Origin of the sequence: Microbacterium sp. LMX7-1.2, from assembly GCF_040675935.1 — a bacterium.
Taxonomy (GTDB): Bacteria; Actinomycetota; Actinomycetes; order Actinomycetales; family Microbacteriaceae; genus Microbacterium.
On sequence record NZ_JBEGIL010000001.1, the window covers coordinates 1,057,937 to 1,078,482 of the forward strand.

Sequence of the window (20,546 nt, forward strand, 5' to 3'; positions counted from 1 at the left end):
CTCACTGCTGGGCGCGCTGCGCCTGCTCCTCGCGCCAGCCCTCTTCCTTCTGGATCCATTCGTTGTCGGCCGGGAAGTCGGACATGTCCGTCACGCGGCGCACCTCGAGGAAGTTGCCCGCGGTGAGCGGTGCGCGGCTCGCCCACTCGGCGGCCTCCTCACGGCTCGAGACCTCGAGGATCCAGAAGCCGTTGAACAGCTCCTTGGTCTCGCCGTAGGGGCCGTCGGTGATGAGCGGGGTCTCGGCGCTGAAGTCGACGACGAAGCCCTCGGCGGCATCCGTCAGGCCCTCGCCCGCCGCGAGCACGCCGGCCTTGATCATCGACTCGTTGTACTTCCCCATCGCCTCGATGACCTGCTCGAACGGCATGTCCTTGTACGCCTCGACGGCCTCGTCGGTCGCGCGCATGATCAGCATGTACTTCATGATGTTTCTCCTGTTCGGTGGGGCCGTGAATCGACCCTCTCATTGAAGACGTCGAACGGGAACGACGCGGATCGACATCGCGCTGAACTTTTTCGAGATTCTTTCTCGAGAGCTCAGTCGAGGGCGTCCACGGCCGTGCGGATCGCATCGGCGGAGGCCCTCAGCAGCGCGAGTTCATGCGCGTTCATGGGCGTCTCCCCGAGTGGCATCGCGCCCGCGGCACCCACCACCGACGGCACCGACAGAGCCACCCCACGGAGGCCGTACTCGCCAGCCAGCACGGTCGCGACCGGGAGCACCGCGCGTTCGTCGCGCAGCACCGCCTCGGCGATGCGCGCGCAGCTCACACCGATCGCGAGATTCGTCGCGCCCTTGCCCTGGATCACGGCGTAGGCGGCATCCCGCACCTCGACCGCGATCCGGTCGAGCTCTCCGGCCGTGAACGGCTCATCAGCGGGCCAGTCGAGGATCGGCACCGATCCGATCGTCGCGTTCGACCACAGGGGGAACTCGGTGTCGCCGTGTTCCCCCACGATGTCCGCGTGCACGCTCGCGGTGCTCACCTGTGCACGGTGCGCCAGGCGCCACCGCAGACGCGAGGTGTCGAGGACCGTTCCTGAGCCGAACACACGGTGCGGCGGGAGTCCGGTGACCCGCTGCGCGACGACCGTCATGACGTCGGCGGGGTTCGTGACGATGAGGAAGACGGCTTCGGGGGCGCGTTCGACCAGCTGCGGCAGCAGGCGCTCCAGCAATCGGGCGTTCGTGCTTGCCAGCTCCATGCGCGTCTGCCCCGGCTGCTGTTTGGCGCCGGCCGTGACGACCACGACGTCGCTCCCCTCGACCACCGACAGGTCGGAGCCGCCGCTCACCGACCCCGCGGTGAACTGCGTGCCGTGTGCGAGGTCGAGCACCTCGGCATCCACCTTCGCCGTCGCGATGTCGTAGAGGGCGACCTCGGCCGCACTCCCGCGGATGAGCGCGGCGTAGGCCACGCTCACCCCCACGCTTCCTGCACCGATCACCGTGAGCTTCGTTCGCGCTGAGGTCATGAGGCCATCCTGCCGACTCCGGCGGGTACGCGAAAGGGCGCGGATCGGATGATCCGCGCCCTTTCAGCGACTCACTCCCACTCGCCCGCTGGCGCGGTCGAGTGCCACCAGCGCTCATCAGTCGAGCGGGAGCTCCTCCGTCACTCCCACTCGATGGTCCCCGGCGGCTTGGAGGTCACGTCCAGCACGACGCGGTTGACGTCGCGGACGCTGTTGGTGATGCGGTTCGAGATCTTCGACAGGACGTCGTACGGCAGACGCGTCCAATCGGCGGTCATGGCGTCCTCGCTCGAGACAGGACGCAGCACGATCGGGTGGCCGTAGGTGCGGCCGTCGCCCTGAACTCCGACCGAGCGGACGTCGGCGAGCAGCACGACGGGGCACTGCCAGATCTCCTGATCGAGCCCCGCCTTCGTGAGTTCCTCGCGCGCGATCGCATCGGCTTCGCGCAGGATCTCCAGCCGGTCCTTCGTGACCTCGCCGATGATGCGGATGCCGAGGCCGGGCCCCGGGAACGGCTGGCGGCCGACGATCGCCTCGGGGATGCCGAGCTCGCGGCCGATCGCGCGCACCTCGTCCTTGAAGAGGGCGCGCAGCGGCTCGATGAGCTCGAAGTCGAGGTCGTCGGGGAGACCGCCCACGTTGTGGTGCGACTTGATGTTCGCGGTGCCCGCACCGCCGCCGGACTCGACGACGTCGGGGTACAGCGTCCCCTGCACGAGGAACTTCACCGGCGCTCCGCCGTCGGCCTTGGCCTCGGCGACGAGGTCGAGCTGCACCTTCTCGAACGCGCGGATGAACTCGCGGCCGATGATCTTGCGCTTCTCCTCGGGATCGGTGACCCCCTCGAGGTGACCGAGGAACGTGTCGGCGGCGTCGACCGTGATGAGACGAACGCCCGTGGACTCGACGTAGTCCTTCTCGACCTGCTCGCGCTCGCCCTTGCGGAGAAGGCCGTGGTCGACGAAGACGGCGGTCAGCTGGTCGCCGATCGCCTTGTGCACGAGGGCCGTCGAGACGGCGGAGTCGACTCCGCCCGACAGAGCGGAGATGACGCGCGCGTCACCGACCTGCTCGCGGATGCGCTCGACCTGCTCGGCGATCACGTTGTCGCTGTTCCAGTCGGACGCGAGACCTGCGCCCTTGTGCAGGAAGTTCTCGAGCACGCGCTGGCCGTGGTCCGAGTGCTTGACCTCGGGGTGCCACTGCACGCCGTAGAAGCGACGCTGCTCATCTGCGAAGGCGGCGACCTTGGTGGCGTTCGTCGTCGCGAGCACCTCGAAGCCCGCGGGCGCCGTCGCGACCTGGTCGCCGTGGCTCATCCACACGTTCTGCTCGGCCGGCTGACCGCCGAGCAGTGTTCCGCCATCACCCGAGACGACGGCATCCGTCGCGCCGTACTCACGCAGGCCCGTGTTCGCGACCTCGCCGCCGAGCGTCTGCGCCATGTACTGGAAGCCGTAGCAGATGCCGAGGGTCGGGACGCCGAGCTCGAACACCGCGGGGTCGAGGCGCGGAGCGCCCTCCTCGTAGACCGATGACGGTCCGCCCGACAGGATGATCGCGACGGGGTTCTTCTCGGCGATCTCCGCGGCCGTGGCCGTGTGCGGCACGATCTCGCTGTAGACGCCGGCCTCGCGCACGCGACGGGCGATCAGCTGCGCGTACTGCGCGCCGAAGTCGACCACGAGGGCGGGGCGCTGCTGGGTCTCGGACTGTTCGGTCAACGGGCACCTTCCGGGGCGGGAGTGGAGGCCTCTGCGGCCTCCCGTGTGGCGAGATAGGTCTTGACTTCACGAGCCACGATGGCCTCCATGAAGAACGACAGCAGCGGGATGACGCCGCCGAGGGCGAGCAGAATGAAGCGCGGGAACGGCCACCGCATCAGGCTCCACATGCGGAAGCAGGCAAACAGGTAGACGACGTAGAACCAGCCGTGCGCGACGAGGATGAACAGCGAGAGGTTGAACCCGTCGCCGAGCGAGGTCATCTCGCAGGAGTTCGTCATGGGGGCGAAGAGCGACCACCACTGGCAGTCCGGCCCGGCGAGGACTCCTGCGAACCAGAGCGGCCCGCCGGAGCCGCCCATGAAGAGTTCGAGGTGGATCGGCGTGTACTTCAGCACCATCTCGGTCAGCAGCAGGAGCAGCATGACTCCTGTGATGATCGACGCGATCTGGTAGAACTTCAGCGCACCGCGGATCGCCGGAAAGCTGGCGACTTTCGGTTCGGGCATGTCCTCAGTCTAGTCGGCGCCGCCGAAGTCTCTTGAGGCGGTGAAGAGCTGGTCTGGTCAAGGTGACCAGACCAGCTATAGAGTGATGGGATGACCATCGTGAACGTGCAGGATGCGAAAACCCGGCTCTCCGAGTTGCTCCGGCGCGTCGAGACCGGCGAGGAGATCGTGATCGCCCGAGCCGGAACCCCGATCGCGCGCATCACCGCGGCATCGCCGCCCCGGCGGCGACTCGACAGTCCGCTGCTCCCCGAGATCCCGCCGATCGGCGCCGAGCACCTGCTCGAGGACATGAGCTCGGCGGAACTCGCGGAATGGGAAGACGGTCACCCCGCGGATCCACTGAGCGAGCACGACCGGTGAGCGCCTACCTCCTCGACACGCACGTCGTTCTGTGGCTCGCGACCGACCCCGAGCGTGTTCCCCGCGCCCTGCGCGACTCCCTCGTCGAGGCCGAGGCCTTATTCGTCTCGGCGGCCACCGGCTACGAGATCTCGCAGAAGGTCCGGCTCGGTCGCCTCGAGCACGGCGGACAGGTGCTCGCCCGCTGGACCGCACTCCTGCGCTCCCTGCTCGCGGAGGAGCTCCCCCTGTCCGGCGTTCACATGAGAACCGCAGGCGAAATCGATTGGGAGCATCGCGACCCCTTCGATCGGATGCTGGTGGCTCAGGCGCAGATCGACGGACTGATCCTCGTGACGGCTGACCAGCGCATCCGGGACTTCCCCGAGGTCACCTGCGCCGACTGGGCCTGATACGGATCGTCAGGGCGCGGGCGGACGGGCCACGAGGAGTTCGCCGGCGCCGCTCGCCGCGAGGGGGCCGGCCGCATGCGGCACGAGCAACGTCATGCCCGCCGACACCTGCTCCTCCCCCAGTACGAGCTCTCCCCGGCTCACCACGACGATCGCGAATCCGGCATCCACAACGGCATCGCCGTCGACCGGGAGCCGCTCGAGCCGGAAGTACCCGTCGGCGGCGGGCGGGAACGCCGAACCGGATGCCGGGGCAGCGCGCACGAGTTCGCGCATGTCCTCCACGGAGCGGCCGCTCGTGTTCACCGCGGCGAGCGCGAGGTCGAAGCCGAGACCGAGGTGCCCGAGCGCGGGGCCGTCGATCGCGAAGTCCTGCCATTCGAGCAGGATCGAGAGGTCTTCGGGCTGCTGCAGCTCGAGCAGGAGGATGCCGGCGCCGATCGCGTGCAGCTCCCCCGGCGGGACCCACACCACGTCACCGGGGACGACCTCGATCTCGTGCAGCAGTCCCAGGAGCGCCGCGACGTCCTGGCTTTCCACTAGCGCCGCGAGTACAGCCGCGTCGACGTCCGCCCGCAGGCCCACGTGCACGGTTCCGCCCTGCAGGATGTACCAGGCCTCGGCCTTGCCGTGCGCGCGACCGAGATGAGTCGCCGCGAAGTCGTCGTGCGGATGCGCATGAACCGGCAGCCGCTGCCCCGCGTCGAGCAGCTTCACGAGGAGCCGCGTGTCGTCGCCCCAGCGATCGACGTGGTCGGCGCCGAGCCACGCGACCGGGTCCGCGGCGACCGCGTCGCGCAGCAGCGTCCCATCGGGCAGATGCGTGAGTCCGAGCGCGGGGTCGCCACTGACCGTGGTGACCGATCCGATCCAGTCCTCCGGCTCACGAGGGGCGTCCCGCAGCTCCCCCCGGAAGGCGCTGATGCGCGAACCTCCGCGGTAGAAGCGCTCGGGTGGACGGTTCGACGGCAGGGCCAGCGGCCTCATGCGGACTCCTTCTGTCTGGCGGCATCCGATCGCTGACTGGCGGCATCCGATCGGACGGCCTCGGGGTGGGTGGCACCGGCGAGGAACCCTCCCACGAACGTGTCGCCGAGGCCGATCGTGGTCGGCATCGCGACGTCGAGCGCGAACGCGGCGATCCCCGTCGCGCCGTCGATCGCTCCCTCGACGGCCGCGACGACGGCCTCACCGCCCGGGTGACGGGGCATCGACGCCGTCTCGGCGACGTCCGAGGCCGTGAGTCGGTCGCCCACCCGGTACCGCGTCGCGGCGACCCTCACGGCGCTCTCCAGCGCGGTGCCGTGCTGCGCGGCATCCGGTCCGACGGCGATCGCCCAGTAGCGGGTGTGCACGACGAGCGCCGCTGCCGGGATGATCGCCCTGGCGTCCTCCAGTGCGCGGATCACGTCCGCCGGGTCGAGCAGGTTCACAGCGCGTCCGAGGTACTCCTGCAGCTCGTCCTCGTTCATGCCGTACACGTCGATCCGCTCCAGCATCCGCTGCCGAACGGTCTCCGCGAACGGACGCGAGTAGAAACCCGCGTCCTCGTAGTAGACCAGCGCGTCGTCGGGGAGCCGACGCATCGCCTCGTGCAGCGTGCGGAGACGCTGCTCGAGCAGGTCGTGGTCCTGCATCGTGTTGAACCCCGAAACCAGGAACGCCGTGGCCTGCGCGAGCTCGTCGCCGAGACCGGAGGCCAGGAGCATCGCCCGGTTCGGCGGGTCGTTCGCGAAGATCAGCCGGTTGGCGGCGGGCGACAGCACATCCCCGTCGATCAGCCGCACCCGCGCACCCACAGGGTATTGCACGATGAGATGCGGGTCGAGCGTGTCCTCCGTCGCCGAGCACACGTACGAGAGAGCCGGGGGCAGCAACCGCCGCACCGTGTCGTCGATGCTCACCAGGTGCTGCGTGCTGGGGATCCCGAGGGCATCCAGCACGAGTCCGGCCCGCACGCCCGTCCCTCCCAGGGTGACGGTCCGCTCGAAATGCGCCGCGAACCCTTCGACGACCTCCGACGAGACGACGAAGCGCTCTCCGCCGGACCCCGAGGCGAGGAACGCGACGATCGCGACGAGCAGCGACCGCTCGTCGACGATCGGCGACGTGGTCGTGAGCTCGTGTCGCCGCACCCCGTGCAGGTGCGCAAGCCTGTCGAGGACCGCCGAGTCCCACGTCAGCTCGTAGTCGACGGTGCCGCCGAGTCCGAGCACGAGTTTCCTGTCCACGCCGCCGATCATCCTCCGAGTCCGCCGCTCAGTACAGCGACGCCTTGCCGTCGGCGCCGAACAGCCGGATCTTCTCGGCCGCCGTGACCTTCATCGCAGCGATCGGCTCGGGCTGGATGGCGTTCGGCTCGCGCAGACGCTCATCGGTGCCGAGGACCTCGCGCATGCGGTTGTGGTACGAGACCTTGATGTCGCTCGAGATGTTGATCTTGTTCACTCCCAGCTCGACCGCGCGGCTCAGCTCCGAGTCGGGGTTCGACGAGCCGCCGTGCAGCACGAGCGGAATCCCCACCGCCGCCTTGATCTGCTCCAGCAGATCGTGACGCAGCTCCGGGTTCTTGTCGCTCGGGTACAGGCCGTGCGAGGTGCCGATCGCGATCGCGAGGCTGTCCACGCCGGTCTCCTGCACGAAGCGCACCGCGTCGTCCGGGTTCGTGTAGATGATCTCGGCCGCGCCCGACTCGCCGTAGCTGTCGTTCGCCCCGATCGTCCCGAGCTCGCCCTCGACCTGGATGCCCACTGCGTGCGCGGCCTCGACGACCTTGCGCGTCAGTGCGACGTTCTCGTCGAACGGCAGCAGCGAGGCGTCGATCATGACCGAGGTGAAGCCCGCCTTGATCGCCTGGATGATCTGCTCGTAGGTGCCGCCGTGGTCCCAGTGGATCGCGACGGGGACGCTGGCGCGGTGCGCACGCGAATGCATCGCGGCGATGAGATCGGTCGTGATGTGCGAGACCTCGTCGGGGTGGATGGCGATGATGACGGGGGCGTCCAGCTCCTCGCTGATGTCGATGACGCCGTTGAACATCGCCCAGTCGCTGATGTTGAATGCGGGGATGGCGAAGTTGTTCTCGTTGGCGACGTCGAGGATGGATTTGCCGGTGTAGAGCACGTGTTTCTCCTGTTTCGTGATGGTGTGAAGTCGAGGGCGGACGGTGTCAGCTCTTCACGGACCCCGCCGTGAGACCGCTGATGAAGTACCTCTGGAAGAAGAGGAAGAGGATGAGCACGGGGATCGAGCCGAGCACGCTCATCGCCATGATCTGGTTCCAGTCGTACGAGTGCTGACCCATGAGCAGCTGGATGCCGATAGGTACAGTGCGCATGTCGATCGAGCGCGTCAGCGTGAGCGCGAACAGGTACTCGTTCCACGCGATCATGAACGTGTAGATGCCGACCGAGACGATGCCCGGCACCGAGATCGGCACGAGGATGCGCCAGAGGGCCGTCATGGACCCGGCGCCGTCGACGCGCACGGCCTCGTCGAGCTCCTTCGGGAGCGTGTTGAAGTAGCCGGTCATCATGATGATCGCGTACGGCAGCGTGAACACCATGTAGGTGAGGATGAGGCCGAGGTACGAGTTGTACAGCCCCAGCGCGACCATCAGCCCGAAGTACGGGATCAGCAGCGTGATCGGCGGCACCGCCTGCACGCTCACGATCACGACGTTGAGGATGCGCTTGCCGCGGAACTCGAAGCGGCTGAAGGCGTAGGCCGCCTGGATCGCGACGAGCAGCGTGAGGATCGTCACGGAACCCGCGACGACGTAACTGTTCAGGAAGAACCGCATCGTCTCGGGGTTCGTGAAGATCGCGACGTACGCGTCGAACGAGAACGTGTCGGTGATGAGGCGCGGCGGGAGCTCGAAGATCTGCGTGTTCGACTTGAACGAGCTCGACAGCATCCAGAGCACGGGACCGGCCGCGAACACGGCGCCGAGGATCAGCGCGAGGATCAGTCCGGACTTGGCGACCAGGGTGGAGCGCGCGGCGCGACGCCGGGAGTCGACGGTGAGAGCCATGATCAGTCCCTCGCTTTCTGGTGGCGGACGTAGAACACGGCGAGCACCATCGACATCAGCAGCACGAGCACCGCAGAGGTCGCAGCGAGCGAGAAGTCGTACTTGGCGAACGCGAGCTTGTAGGTGAAGGTGCTGAGCACCTCGGTGACGTCGATCGGGCCACCGCCCGTGGTCATCCAGATCAGCGCGAACTGCTGCGAGGTCCAGATCAGGTCGAGCAGCACCAGGCTGATGATGATGGGGCGCAGCTGCGGGATCGTGACGTTCCAGAAGCGCTGCACGGCGTTCGCGCCGTCGACGCGGGCCGCCTCGTGGAGGTCTGCCGGCACTCCCTGGAGGCCGGCGAGCAGGCTGACCATGAAGAACGGGTAGCCCGCCCAGATGTTGATGAAGATGATCGTGCCGAGCGCGAGCTGCGGCGATGCCAGCCACTCGATGTCGGTGTTGAGCAAGAAGTTGACGACCCCGTTGGGGGCGAGCAGCATGCGCCACAGCACGGCGATCACCGCGACCGTGAACAGCCACGGGAGCACGTACAGCGCGCGGAAGATCGAGCGCGAGAACCGTCCGAGCAGTGGGCTGTTGAGCATCATCGCGAAGGCGAGACCCAGCACCAGGTGCGCTGCGACGCTCGTCACCGTGAAGAGGATCGTGTTCCCGGTGGCCTTCCAGAAGCCCGGGTCCGACAGGATCTCGACGTAGTTGGCCACCCCGACGAACTCGGGGGACTTGTTCAGGATCACGTTGTCCTGGAACGAGTATCCGATCACCATGACGATCGGGACGATCATCAGCACGAACAGCAGGATGACCGTGGGCGACAGGAACGCGTACGACTCGGTGGTCTTGCGCAGCTGCCGGCGGCGCCGCGAGGGGGCGACGCCCGTGACGATCACCTCGGTGTCGTCGGACAGTTTCAGGCTCATGGGAACCGGTGCTCCTTGGTTGGTCGGGTGCCGCGTCGCATCGGGTTCACGACGCGGCACCCCGTTCATGCGGGAGTCGGGCGGAGGATCAGAACTCCTTCAGCCAGGACTCCTGTGCCGCCTTCAGCGCATCGTCGATCGACTGCTGGCCGTCGAACGCGGACTGCAGCTGCTCGCCGAGCTGACGCATGAGGTCCTCCGCGACGGGCAGCCCCGTGAACTCGTTGGCCGGGTAGCCGGCCTGGTAGATCTCGAACGCCTTCTTGAAGAGCTCGTCGTCGTTCACGAAGTCGGGCACGGACTCGGAGTTGCCGGGGAACGCCTTCGCCATGGTCGACAGCTCGGAGTTGGTCTCCTGGCTCATGAGGAACTCGACCAGCTTGAAGGCCGCGTCCTTGTGCTCGGAGTTCTCGGCGACGCCGATGCCCCACGACGCGTACGGGATGCCCCGCTCGCCGTCGTACCCGTCCTCGGCGGGAATCGCGGAGATCGAGAACTTCAGGTCGGGGTTCGACTCGCGGATCAGGTTGATGTGCGCGAGGGAGTCGATCATCATGCCGACGCGGCCGTTCGTGAACTCCTCGACCTTGTCCTGCTCCTTCATCGTGAACGAGCCGGAAGCGATCACTCCGTCGTCCCACAGGCCGCCGATGTAGTCGATCGCCGAGGTCACGTCGGCGTTCGTGAGGTCGGGCTGGCCGTCCTTCAGCATCGAGCCGCCGGAGGCCCAGACCCACGACATGACGTCGTTCTGCACACCGTTCGGCGCTTCGAGCGAGAGCGGAAGGACCCAGCCGGAGACGTCCCCGCCGAGAGCGGTGACCTTGCTCGCGGCATCCGCGAACTCGGTGCGCGTGGTCGGCGGAGCCGCGACGCCCGCGTCGGCGAGCAGGGTATCGTTCGTGAACATCGGGTAGACGAAGTTCACGACCGGGATCATGTAGGTGCTGCCATCGACCTGGATCTGGCTGGCCAGCTCGCTGTCGTCGTAGTCGTTCTCCTTCATCAGTTCCGTCAGGTCGGCGATGACGCCCTGCGAGGCGAAGTCGTTGACCCACGCGCCGTCGAGGCCCACGACGTCCGGCATGGTGCCGGACGCGGCGCCCGCGAACAGCTGCTCCTTGGTGGACGCGTAGGGTCCGCTGACGAGGTCCACCGTGATGCCGGGGTTCGCCTCTTCGAACTTGTCGATCAGTGCGCGGAACTCGCCGTCGGGGAGCTCGGGCTCCCACCACTGCGCGAACTCGATCGTGACGTCGCCGCCCTCGGCGCCGCCGTCTCCGCTGTCGCCGGATGCGCATCCCGCTACGGCCAGGACCGTCAGTGCTGCTGTCGCTGCGCCGGCGAGCTTCAGAGTGCGTCGCCCACGTCCCACTGTGATCATCACTTCTCCTCTTCGAGATCGTGCCGCATCACGCGCTTCAATGCTTGTTCATGCGGTTTTGAGCAATGTTATGCCGAGGTTTGCGGGGACGCAAGACATTTCTCCGGCCGTTATCTGGTCGATATCGCGCGATTTTCGCTACTCGATGGAGATAGTCGTCGATAATGGATGCTGTTTTCTGCTGGACTATGCGGGTTTTACCTCGGTGTGTGCTAGAGATGTCTGCATGGACGCATCCGGATCCTCCACCAAGCGGCGCCTCCCCGCCGGCCGGAAGGCCGACCTCGCGGCGTACGTCGAGCAGACAGGCCAGGTCACGGTCGGCGACCTCGCCGAGCATTTCGCAGTCTCGATCGACACGATCCGGCGGGACCTCGACCAGCTCGACCGCGAGGGAGTGCTCGTCCGCACGCACGGCGGCGCCGTCAGCGCCGCGAGCGGAGCGCTAAAGGACAAGGCGCTCGACGTGCGCATGCGCGTGCAGACCGAGGAGAAGGAGCGGATAGCGCGCGTCGCCGCCGGACTCGTCGACGACGGCTCCGTCATCATGCTCAACGCGGGGACGACGACACTGGCCGTGGCCCGAGCCCTCCGCAACCACCACGACCTCACCATCGCGACCAACAACCTGCGCATCCCGGGAGAGCTCTCCCCGACGGTGTTCCGCGACCTGTATGTGTTCGGCGGTGCCGTGCGCTCCATCACCCAGGCGACCACCGGCCCGGTCGCGTTCACCATGACCGCGGGCGGCCCCGAGGTCGACATCCGGTGCGACCTCGCCCTGATCGCGGTCGGCGCGGTCGACGAGGCGGGGTACTCCACATCGAATCTCGGTGACGCGGCGATGATGTCCGAGATGATCGAGAGGGCCGAGCGCACCGCGATCCTCGCCGACTCCACCAAGCTGGGGCGACGGTTCTTCGCACAGATCGCGCTGCTGGAACGGGCCGACTACCTCATCACGGATGCTCCGCCCGAGCCGCGCATCGCCGCGGCGCTCGCTCAGGCCGAGGTCGAGGTCCTCACGCCCTGACCGGGCGAGGCGGCGCGACCTGTCGCGAGAACTCACACGTGCCACCCGCACGACGGAGGCCGTCGGGATCGCTCCCGACGGCCTCCGCCTGCGTCATCCTGCTACCGGATCAGAACCACCCGGAGATCAGGTCCCAGAGCCAGTCGAGGAGATCCCCGATGAGGCCTCCGAGGCCGCCCGCCCGGTTGACGGTGACGGTCGCCGTCGCGGCATCGCCGTCGGCTTGCGCGACCGCGACCGTGTACTTCCCCGCCTTGGCGTTCTTCGGAACTGTCACCGAGGTGGAGAAGGTGCCGTCGGCCTTGACCTGGACCGTTCCGACCTGCACCGGCGTGCCCTTCTTCGGCTCGAGGGTGATCGTGAGGGTCTCCCCCGGCTCGAAGTCCGCGCCCGTGACACGGAGCTTCTTGCCGGCGGTCACCTTCTTGTCGACCGTGATGGTGCCCGCGAACTCCTCGGGCTCCTCCTCCGTGATCGTGAAGGGCACCTGCACCGTGGTGCCGGTCGAGGGCACCGTCACCGTGAGGGGCTGGTCGCCCGACACCCCGGACGGGACCGTGAACGTCAGCGACGCTCGCCCGGCCTCGTCGGTCGTGTCGACGATGGTGGGGTCGACAGCGCCCGCCGCGAGCTGCGTGCCGCCCAGCGAGAGCGTCACCTCGCCCGGTGCCGCCTCGCCGGCGCTGAACGCCAGCGAGGACAGCGCGACCGTGACCTGATCGCCGGCCGAGTACCCGTCGGCGTCCGGCGCGCTGACCGTGACGCCCACCGCGCGCTGAGCGAGGTCGGGGGTCGCGGTCTTGTTCGCGTCGAACCAGTCCACCATCGACTGCAGGTCGATCTTTCCGGTGTCGCGCTTGCCCGTGCCCTCGCGGAAGGTGAAGAAGTTGTCTCCACCCGCGGCGAGGAACGAGTTCGCCGCGACCGTGTAGTTCGCGGACGCGTCGATCGGCGCGCCGTTCAGCGTGATCGAGGTGATGCGCGAGCCCTGCGCCGCCGCCGGGTCGTACGTGTACACGAGACCCTCCGACAGACCGAGCTTGAGGAACGGACGAGCCGCCCCTGTGGGCTGCCACTGCTCCTCGAGCACGCCCTTCAGCTGCGCTCCCGTCAGGGTGAGCGTCACCAGCGTGTTGGCGAACGGCTGGACCGTCGCCGCCTCGCGATAGGTGACGTTGCCCGCGGGGTCGTTCGCGTTCGACGAGGCGTACGTGAGGTTGGCGCGGATGCCGCCGGGGTTCATGATCGCGATGTCCGCGCCCGTGGACCACTTCTGCACGTCCGCGACGAAGTTGCCGATCGTGGACTCTCCACCCCGGTTCTCCGAGCCGTTGCTCTGGCGAGCACGGTTGAAGTCGGCGGTGATGTCGCCCACCTTGACGGCACCGAGCACGTCGGCCTCGGCCTTCGCCTTGGCGACGATGTCGGCGACCTCCGGCACGGCCGGGTACAGTGCCTGACCGTTCGCGGTGAGGGGCTTGATCTCGTTGGTGATCGAGATCAGGTCCTTCGTCTTCGGGTCGACCTGGATGTTCATCAGGCCCAGGTTCTCGCCGTACTGCCCGGCCGAGATGACCGGACGTCCGTCGATAACGTGGTTGTAGGCCAGGTGCGTGTGAGCGGAGACGATCGCGTTCACGTCGTCGTCGACGCCGTAGACGACCTCGCCCAGGGGCGAGTCGGGTGTGATGCTCGACAGCTCGACGCTCGCCGCGCCCTCGTGCACGAGGAGGATGATCACATCCGCCTCGCCGTTGGACGGGTCGCCGTCCTTGAGGTCCTCGGCCACGGCGTTGACCGAGTCCGCGATGCTCCGCACCTCGAGATCGGCGATGCCCTCCGGCGAGACCAGCGAGTCGAGGTCCTCCGTGACGGCACCGATGAAGCCGACCTTGACGCCGTCGAGCTCCTTGACCCAGGCGGGGGCGAGAGCGGGCTCGCCCGTCTCGGTGAGGAACACGTTCGACGAGATGTACTCCCAGTCCGCGCGGTCCTGCACACGGTCGCGCAGATCCTCCCAGCCCTGGTCGAACTCGTGGTTGCCGGCGGCGCTCACGTCGAGACCGGCCGCGTTGAGCGCGTCGATCGTGGGGTTGTCGTCGTTGATGAACGAGGTGAACGTCGAGGCGCCGATCAGGTCGCCGACACCGGCGAAGATCGTGTTCGGGTTCTCGGAGCGGAACTGCTGGACGGCTCCCGCCACGACCGCGGCACCGGCTGCGGCCCCGTCGGCCTCGATGCGTCCGTGGAAGTCGTTCATCGTGACGACGTCGATGCTGACGGGCGGGATCTCCGAGGAGACGCCGACCACGATCGGATCGTGGTCGCTGGAGCGGAACGGCGTCCCCGCCTCGGTGGCACCGAACGCGTAGCCGCGGTCGCTCCACTCGGGCGAGTTGATGCTCCAGACGCCCGCACCCGTGATCGAGGCGGTGAGGGACGGCGACGCGAGCACGTGATCGAGCGAGCCGAGCTCGCCGTCGAACGTGTACGTGTGCTGACCCGGGGCCTTCTCCGGGGCGACGTCGCTCCAGCCCGCGCTGGTGAAGACATCGATCGGGTCTTCCTTCGCGTAGGCGTTGAAGTCGCCGATCAGCAGGATGTCACTGCTGCCGGTCTCCTCCTCGATCGTCGCGGTGAAGCCCTTGAGCGAGTTCGCCTGGGCGACGCGATCGGCGTTGAAGAAGCCCTGACCGTCGGCGGGCTCGGCGCCGCCGCCCTCGGGAGCCGACTTCGACTTGAAGTGGTTCGCGACGACCGTGACGGTGCGGCCGTCGATGTCGAACGCCTGCGCGATCGGCTCGCGGGCGTTGCCCCACACGCTCTCGTCGGTGACGGTCAGGCTGTCGCCGACCGTCTTCACGTCGTCCTTCTTGTAGATGATCGCGCTCGTGATGAAGTCGGTCGTCGCCGCATCGTCCAGAGCGTCCGGGGTGCGCACGTAGTCCCACACGTCGTCGCCTGCCGCCTCGTTGAGCCCGTCGACGAGATCGGCGAGCGCGGAGTCGAGCGTGCCGCCGAGCTTGATCGAGTTCTCGATCTCCATGAGCGAGACGATCTCGGCGTCGAGTCCGTTGATCGCCGCGACGATCTTCGACTTCTGGATCGCGAACTGAGCGGCGTTCGCCGCGCCGCGGGCATTGGAGTTCTGGCTCTTCAGCGTCGTGAAGTAGTTGAAGACGTTGAACGACGCGACCTGGACGTCGCCGCCCACCTCGGGGGCCGTCTCGACCCGCGGGTTGGTCGCCTCGAAGCCGACCTTCGCGGCGTCCGGCGAGGTGCTGTCGATCGGAACGACCGGCTGCAGGCGCCAGTCGTCGAAGCCGTAGGACAGCACGTAGCCGTTGTCGCGGAAGTCGACCGTGTCACCGTTCCGGACCACGAGATCCTTCGTGAAGTACGGCTGGTCGTTCGGGTGCCCGTTGTTCGTGACCTGGATGGACCAGCCGTCGTCGAGCAGCAGGCGGTTCGCCCGGTTCGCGGCGGCGATCGCCGTCGCCTCGGCACCGGGACGCGCGGTCTCGGTGCTCTTGACGTTGAGGTCGTCTCCGGCGTTCAGCCACAGCGTGCCGAAGTTGTACAGCTGGTGGCTGGACGCGACACGGTAGGTGCCGGAGGGGGCGACGAGCATGCTCTCGTACTGCTCCCGGTCGGAGCCGACCACGGTGTCGGGCAGCGGGGTGACCGCCGGCAGGCCGACGCCGGCCTGCACGACGGAGACGCCCGCGAGCGAGGCGGGGTTGATCTGCGTCTGACCGAAGTACTCGCTGACCGAGCCGGTCACCGAGACGAGGTCTCCGATCGCGAGCGTCGGGGCGAGCGCGTTGAGGAACACGAACACGCCGTCGGAGGCGCCCGGGGTCGCGTCGGTCTCACCGCCCGAGCCCTGTGTCTGGATCACGATGCCCTTGTAGCCGCCGGTGCGGTAGTCCGCCGTGACGACGCCCTCGACGGTGACGGTCTGGCCGTTGAGCGGCGAGACGTCGGTCGTGCCCTGGACCTCGGCGATAGAGACCTTCTGCGGGTCGGTGCCGGGCTCCTCCGGCTCCTCGGGCTCCTCGGGCGCCGATCCCCCCGAGTTCTGCGGGGTGATGGTGGCCGAGAGGGTGAAGTCGACGCTGTTGTCGTCGGTGTCGACGCCGTTCGTGCGGTTGAGCGACTTGACATCCGTGTTCCCGGACGGCGCGGTGGCCGCCTTGGTCTCGAATGTGTTGGAGGTGCCGTAGCCGAGCACGTCGATCACGCCGTCGACGCCGGTGACGGAGCCGGGCGTGAGGGTCACGGCCGCGGTGCCGTTCACGAGGGCGAGGGTGCCCGTGGTGCCGCTCGGGTTCAGGTTCCCGGTCGCGTCCGGCGTCGGCAGCGCGGCACCGTTCGCACCGTTGCTGCCGCCCTGCACCAGGTAGTACCCGCCGGCGGGGATGCTGCCGCTCAGCGGCGCGACGCCGTTGGAGTTGCCCGTGCCGGTCGCCGAGCGGTACTGCAGCGACAGGCCGTCGAGGGCGATCGCGGCATCCGTCGGGTTGTAGAGCTCGACGAACTTGTTCGTGAACGCGGCCCCTGCGCTGCCACCGGACAGGTACGCCTCGTTGATGACGACCCCCGTCCCGGTGACGTCGGCGGACGCGGGTGCGGCGATCAGGGCTCCGGCTCCCAGGGCGGCGACGCACGTGCCGGCGAGGACGCCGAGACGCCTCCGGCTTCTGCGGTCGGCCCCGGGAACCTCGCGGTTCGCGGCATCGAAAGCGGGCATATCTCTGTCTCCTCGGTTTCCTCTGGCGACGGCTCTCATGGAGCCACTACAGCGCGCATTCACAGCCGGCGCACATGATGCGAGCCTAAGGAGCGCCTCCGACATCATCAACGGAGTTTTCTCATTGGTCACCCAGCGCTAACCGAACGGCCCGAGTGCACCCCTGACGAAGGTGGAAGACCGGAGCGGTCGACGCTCAGATGCGCGGACGCCGATGCGCGGATGCGCGTCGAGGCTCAGTCGGATGCCGCGGCCGCGGCGTCCTCGAACTCCTCGACCTCGCGCTCCCAGGCATCCTTCGCGAGTCGGTACCAGAGGTAGAAGGCGAAGCCGGCGAAGATCGCCCACTCGACCGCGTAGAACACGTTGAGCCAGTTGACGGGTGACTGCTCCTCCGGGGCCGGCGAGGAGATGTCGATGAGGCCGGCCGAGGCCGAAGTGGAAGCCAGGTACGGGCGGTACACGTCCAGGTCGGCGGTGTCGTGCCAGTGGCTCAGCAGAGCGGCGGGCGACATCCTGTCCATGCGCTGCGGGTCGTCCCTCGGCGGGACGCTCGGGCCCTCATCCGAGATGATCCTGCCGGTGACCTCGACCGTCGATCCGTCGGCCTGCGCCTCGAGTTCCGCGACGGCGGCATCCGCGACCGTGCGATCGGCCGTCCATCCGAGCGCGACGGCGATGGACGTGCGATCGGCCACCCGCAGCTGTCCGGTGACCCAGAAGCCCTCGACGTCGTCGTTGAAACGGCTGGAGACGACGAGGAAGTCCTCGGGGACCCACGACCCCGAGGTCTCGACGCGCTGTCCGACGAGCGGCTCCGGGAGGTACTCCCCCGGTTCGACGACCTCGGTCAGGGGACGCACCTGCTCGGTCACACCCGCGGGAGGCGGATCGGTGTCGATGGCACGCTCGAGCTGCCACTGGCCGAGCCAGGCGAACACACCGGCGACGACCAGGCACAGCACGAGCATCCCGATCCAGCGACCGCGGAGCATGACCTCGCGCAGGGTCGGCGGGAACAGAGCGGGGGACGACACGGTGGTGCGGGACTCAGGCCTCGTAGGGGGCGAGCACGACCTCGACCCGCTGGAACTCCTTGAGGTCGGAGTACCCGGTGGTGGCCATCGACTTGCGCAGCGCGCCGATCAGGTTCGCGGTGCCGTCGGCGACGGGCGCGGGGCCGTAGAGGATCTCCTCGAGCGTGCCGATCCCGCCGACCTCGACGCGGCGACCGCGCGGGAGCTTCGGGTGGTGCGCCTCGGGGCCCCAGTGGAAGCCGCGTCCAGGCGCATCGGTCGCGCGGGCGAGCGCGACGCCGAGCATGACGGCATCCGCACCCATGGCCAGAGCCTTCACGATGTCGCCGGACGTGCCGACCCCGCCGTCCGCGATGACGTGCACGTAACGCCCACCCGACTCGTCGAGGTAGTCGCGGCGCGCGGCCGCGACGTCGGACACGGCCGTCGCCATCGGCGCGTGGATGCCGAGCGTCGCACGGGTCGTCGAGGCCGCCCCGCCGCCGAAGCCCACGAGCACACCGGCTGCGCCGGTGCGCATCAGGTGCAGGGCCGCGGTGTAGGTGGCGGCACCGCCGACGATCACCGGCACGTCGAGGTCGTAGATGAACTTCTTCAGGTTCAGGGGCTCGTCGACGCTCGAGACATGCTCGGCCGACACGGTGGTGCCGCGGATCACGAACAGGTCGACGCCGGCCGCGGCGACCGTGTCGTAGAACTCCTGCGTGCGCTGCGGGGTGAGCGACCCAGCGACCGTCACCCCGGCGTCGCGGATCTCGGCGAGACGACGGGTGATGAGCTCGGCCTTGATCGGCTCGGAGTACAGCTGCTGCATGCGCACGGTCGCTCCGTCGGCATCCAGACCTGCGATCTCCGCGAGCAGGGGCTCCGGGTCCTCATAGCGGGTCCAGAGCCCTTCGAGGTCGAGCACTCCGAGGCCGCCCAGCTGACCGAGCATGATCGCGGTCTGCGGGCTCACGACCGAGTCCATGGGTGCGCCGAGCACCGGGATGTCGAAGCCGAAGGCGTCGATCGTCCACGCGGTCGACACGTCCTCCGGGTTGCGGGTGCGCCGTGACGGCACCACCGCGATGTCGTCGAACGTGTATGCGCGACGTGCGCGCTTGCCTCGGCCGAGCTCGATCTCCATGGTCACCCCTCCAGCCTACCGGGAGCGCACGCGGGGGCCGACGGGCGGGCACGCCCGAGGGAGGTCTCAGCGCGCACGTTGCACCCGCCTCTCGTCCCAGACCGGCTCGTCCGACTCGTAGACCTCGCCGTCCGCGCCGAACACCAGGAACCTGTCGAAGCCGCGCGCGAACCAGCGGTCGTGCGTCACCGCGAGCACCGTGCCGTCGAACCGCGCCAACGCGTCTTCCAGGGCCTCCGCCGATTCGAGATCGAGGTTGTCGGTCGGCTCGTCGAGCAGCAGCAGTGTGGCTCCCGAGAGCTCGAGCAGCAGCACCTGGAACCGTGCCTGCTGCCCGCCCGAGAGCGACTCGAAGGTCTGCTGCGCCTGGCGCACGAGGCCGTAGCGATCGAGGGCCGAGCTCGCGGCATCCCGCGGCATTCCCGCGCGGCGTTCGTCGCCGCGATGCAGGATCTCCAACAGCGTGCGCCCCACGAACTCCGGATGCGCGTGCGTCTGCGCGAACAGGCCGGGAACGACCCGCGCGCCGAGCACTGCTGCCCCCGTGTGCGCGACGGGGTGCAGCTGCTCCCCCGTCGAGGTCACATGTCCCAGACTGGGGTCGGGGTCGGTGCCGCCGCGGGCGAGCAGCCGAAGGAAATGCGACTTGCCCGAGCCGTTCGAGCCGAGCACGGCGACACGGTCCCCGTACCAGACCTCCGCATCGAACGGACGCATGAGGCCCGTGAGCTCCAGCCGTTCGGCGACGACCGCGCGCTTGCCCGTGCGCGCTCCGCGCAGCCTCATGTCGAAGTCCTGCGCGGGCGGACGCTCCTGCGGCGGCCCGGCGTCCTCGAAACGGCGCAGGCGCGTCTGGGCGGCCTGATAGCGCGAGGCGAAGCCGTCGTTCGCCGAGGCCTTGACCTTGAGGGTGGCGACGAGCACGAGCAGCTTCTCGTGCTGCTCATCCCAGCGTCGCCGCAACTCGTCGAGCCGGTCCATGCGGTCGCTCCGCGCCTGGTGGTAGGTGGCGAAGCCGCCGCCGTGCACCCAGGCGGTGGAACCGGCCCCACCCGGTTCGAGCGTCACCAGGCGGTCGGCGGCCCTGGCCAGCAGCTCCCGGTCGTGGGAGACGAGGAGCACGGTCTTCGGCGTCTGCCGCAGCTGCTCCTCGAGCCAGCGCTTGGTCGGCACGTCGAGGTAGTTGTCCGGCTCGTCGAGCAGGAGCACCTCGTCGGGCCCCCTCAGCAGGGCCTCGAGCGCGAGCCGCTTCTGCTCCCCGCCCGACAGCGAGGTGAGCTCGCGGTAGCGGGCGCGTTCGAAGGGCACGCCGAGCGCCGCGACCGTGCACTGATCCCACACCGTCTCGTGCTCGTACCCGCCGGCGTCCGCGTACTCGGCGATCGCCGTGGCGTACGCCATCTGGGTGTCGTGCTCGTCCCGGTCGATCAGGGCGTTCTCCGCCGCATCGAGCGCCTCGGCCGCCTGCCGGATCCGCGCGGGCGCCACGCGCACGAGCAGTTCGTGCACCGTCTGGCCGGCCTCGCCGTGCCCGACGAACTGATCCATGGCTCCGAGCCCGCCGTCTATCGTCACGACCCCGGCATCCGCTGCCAGATCGCCGCGGATGATGCGCAGCAGCGTGGTCTTGCCGGCGCCGTTGGGGCCGATGAGCGCGCTCGTGGACCCGGAGCCGACGCGGAACGTCGCCTCGTCGAGCAGCGGTCTGCCGTCGGGAAGGGTCAGCGAGACCCCTGTGACATCGATGTATCCCACCGCGTGGCCGTCCTTCCGCCCGCATG

The 20,546-nt window shown here is 68.5% G+C and carries 17 protein-coding genes; 3 read left to right on the forward strand and 14 right to left on the reverse strand.

The window, feature by feature from the left end; translation table 11 throughout:
- Position 1 precedes the first annotated feature (1 nt).
- From MRBLMX7_RS05230 to MRBLMX7_RS05245, 4 genes are all read right to left on the reverse strand, one after another.
- Positions 2–427 carry a YciI family protein gene (locus tag MRBLMX7_RS05230; protein WP_363366510.1) on the reverse strand — a complete coding sequence of 142 codons (426 nt, stop codon included), beginning with the start codon at positions 425–427 and terminating at the stop codon, positions 2–4.
- A gap of 113 nt (positions 428–540) precedes the next feature.
- Positions 541–1,479, reverse strand: a complete 939-nt coding sequence (locus MRBLMX7_RS05235; RefSeq protein WP_363366511.1) for an L-lactate dehydrogenase — start codon at positions 1,477–1,479, stop codon at positions 541–543.
- A 140-nt stretch (positions 1,480–1,619) separates the two neighbouring features.
- Positions 1,620–3,206 carry a glutamine-hydrolyzing GMP synthase gene (guaA, locus tag MRBLMX7_RS05240; RefSeq protein ID WP_363366512.1) on the reverse strand — a complete coding sequence of 529 codons (1,587 nt, stop codon included), beginning with the start codon at positions 3,204–3,206 and terminating at the stop codon, positions 1,620–1,622.
- Complete coding sequence (locus tag MRBLMX7_RS05245) at positions 3,203–3,715, reverse strand: DUF3817 domain-containing protein (protein WP_050721628.1); 513 nt, start codon at positions 3,713–3,715, stop codon at positions 3,203–3,205. The genes guaA and MRBLMX7_RS05245 overlap by 4 nt, the downstream gene beginning before the upstream one ends.
- A 90-nt stretch (positions 3,716–3,805) precedes the next feature.
- Between MRBLMX7_RS05245 and MRBLMX7_RS05250 the strand changes: the two genes are divergently transcribed.
- Both MRBLMX7_RS05250 and MRBLMX7_RS05255 read left to right on the forward strand, forming a co-directional pair.
- On the forward strand, positions 3,806–4,078 hold the full coding sequence (locus MRBLMX7_RS05250) for a type II toxin-antitoxin system Phd/YefM family antitoxin (protein ID WP_363366513.1): 273 nt from the start codon (positions 3,806–3,808) through the stop codon (positions 4,076–4,078).
- On the forward strand, positions 4,075–4,470 hold the full coding sequence (locus tag MRBLMX7_RS05255) for a type II toxin-antitoxin system VapC family toxin (protein WP_363366514.1): 396 nt from the start codon (positions 4,075–4,077) through the stop codon (positions 4,468–4,470). Before MRBLMX7_RS05250 ends, MRBLMX7_RS05255 begins: the two co-directional genes overlap by 4 nt.
- A gap of 9 nt (positions 4,471–4,479) precedes the next feature.
- Here MRBLMX7_RS05255 and MRBLMX7_RS05260 read toward each other — a convergent pair whose 3' ends face one another.
- The 6 genes from MRBLMX7_RS05260 to MRBLMX7_RS05285 form a co-directional block, all read right to left on the reverse strand.
- A complete protein-coding gene (locus MRBLMX7_RS05260; RefSeq protein WP_363366515.1) occupies positions 4,480–5,457 on the reverse strand; it encodes a carbohydrate kinase in 978 nt (325 codons plus the stop codon).
- The gene (locus MRBLMX7_RS05265) at positions 5,454–6,701 is read right to left on the reverse strand and encodes an ADP-dependent glucokinase/phosphofructokinase (RefSeq protein ID WP_363366516.1); all 1,248 of its coding nucleotides are present in this window, start codon (positions 6,699–6,701) and stop codon (positions 5,454–5,456) included. Before MRBLMX7_RS05265 ends, MRBLMX7_RS05260 begins: the two co-directional genes overlap by 4 nt.
- A 28-nt stretch (positions 6,702–6,729) precedes the next feature.
- Positions 6,730–7,593 carry a ketose-bisphosphate aldolase gene (locus MRBLMX7_RS05270; RefSeq protein ID WP_363366517.1) on the reverse strand — a complete coding sequence of 288 codons (864 nt, stop codon included), beginning with the start codon at positions 7,591–7,593 and terminating at the stop codon, positions 6,730–6,732.
- A 46-nt stretch (positions 7,594–7,639) separates the two neighbouring features.
- Entirely contained in the window at positions 7,640–8,503 is an 864-nt protein-coding gene (locus MRBLMX7_RS05275) for a carbohydrate ABC transporter permease (protein ID WP_050721633.1), read from the reverse strand.
- A gap of 2 nt (positions 8,504–8,505) precedes the next feature.
- Positions 8,506–9,429 (reverse strand): carbohydrate ABC transporter permease, encoded by a 924-nt coding sequence (locus tag MRBLMX7_RS05280; protein WP_050721634.1) that lies wholly within the window; start codon positions 9,427–9,429, stop codon positions 8,506–8,508.
- A gap of 88 nt (positions 9,430–9,517) precedes the next feature.
- Positions 9,518–10,813 (reverse strand): ABC transporter substrate-binding protein, encoded by a 1,296-nt coding sequence (locus tag MRBLMX7_RS05285; RefSeq protein WP_363366518.1) that lies wholly within the window; start codon positions 10,811–10,813, stop codon positions 9,518–9,520.
- 226 nt (positions 10,814–11,039) lie between these two features.
- Here MRBLMX7_RS05285 and MRBLMX7_RS05290 point away from each other — a divergent pair, with 226 nt between their 5' ends.
- Positions 11,040–11,846: a DeoR/GlpR family DNA-binding transcription regulator gene (locus MRBLMX7_RS05290; protein ID WP_363366519.1), complete on the forward strand. Its 807-nt coding sequence runs from the start codon at positions 11,040–11,042 to the stop codon at positions 11,844–11,846.
- Between the two features lie 109 nt (positions 11,847–11,955).
- Here the strand turns inward: MRBLMX7_RS05290 and MRBLMX7_RS05295 are convergent, their stop codons facing one another.
- From MRBLMX7_RS05295 to MRBLMX7_RS05310, 4 genes are all read right to left on the reverse strand, one after another.
- Complete coding sequence (locus MRBLMX7_RS05295; protein WP_363366520.1) at positions 11,956–16,599, reverse strand: ExeM/NucH family extracellular endonuclease; 4,644 nt, start codon at positions 16,597–16,599, stop codon at positions 11,956–11,958.
- 236 nt (positions 16,600–16,835) lie between these two features.
- The gene (locus tag MRBLMX7_RS05300) at positions 16,836–17,594 is read right to left on the reverse strand and encodes an SURF1 family protein (protein ID WP_363370822.1); all 759 of its coding nucleotides are present in this window, start codon (positions 17,592–17,594) and stop codon (positions 16,836–16,838) included.
- A 55-nt stretch (positions 17,595–17,649) separates the two neighbouring features.
- Complete coding sequence (locus MRBLMX7_RS05305) at positions 17,650–18,765, reverse strand: GuaB3 family IMP dehydrogenase-related protein (RefSeq protein ID WP_363370825.1); 1,116 nt, start codon at positions 18,763–18,765, stop codon at positions 17,650–17,652.
- Positions 18,766–18,831: 66 nt separating this feature from the next.
- Positions 18,832–20,520, reverse strand: coding sequence for an ABC-F family ATP-binding cassette domain-containing protein (locus tag MRBLMX7_RS05310; protein WP_363366521.1), 1,689 nt, complete (start codon positions 20,518–20,520; stop codon positions 18,832–18,834).
- Positions 20,521–20,546: the final 26 nt, after the last annotated feature.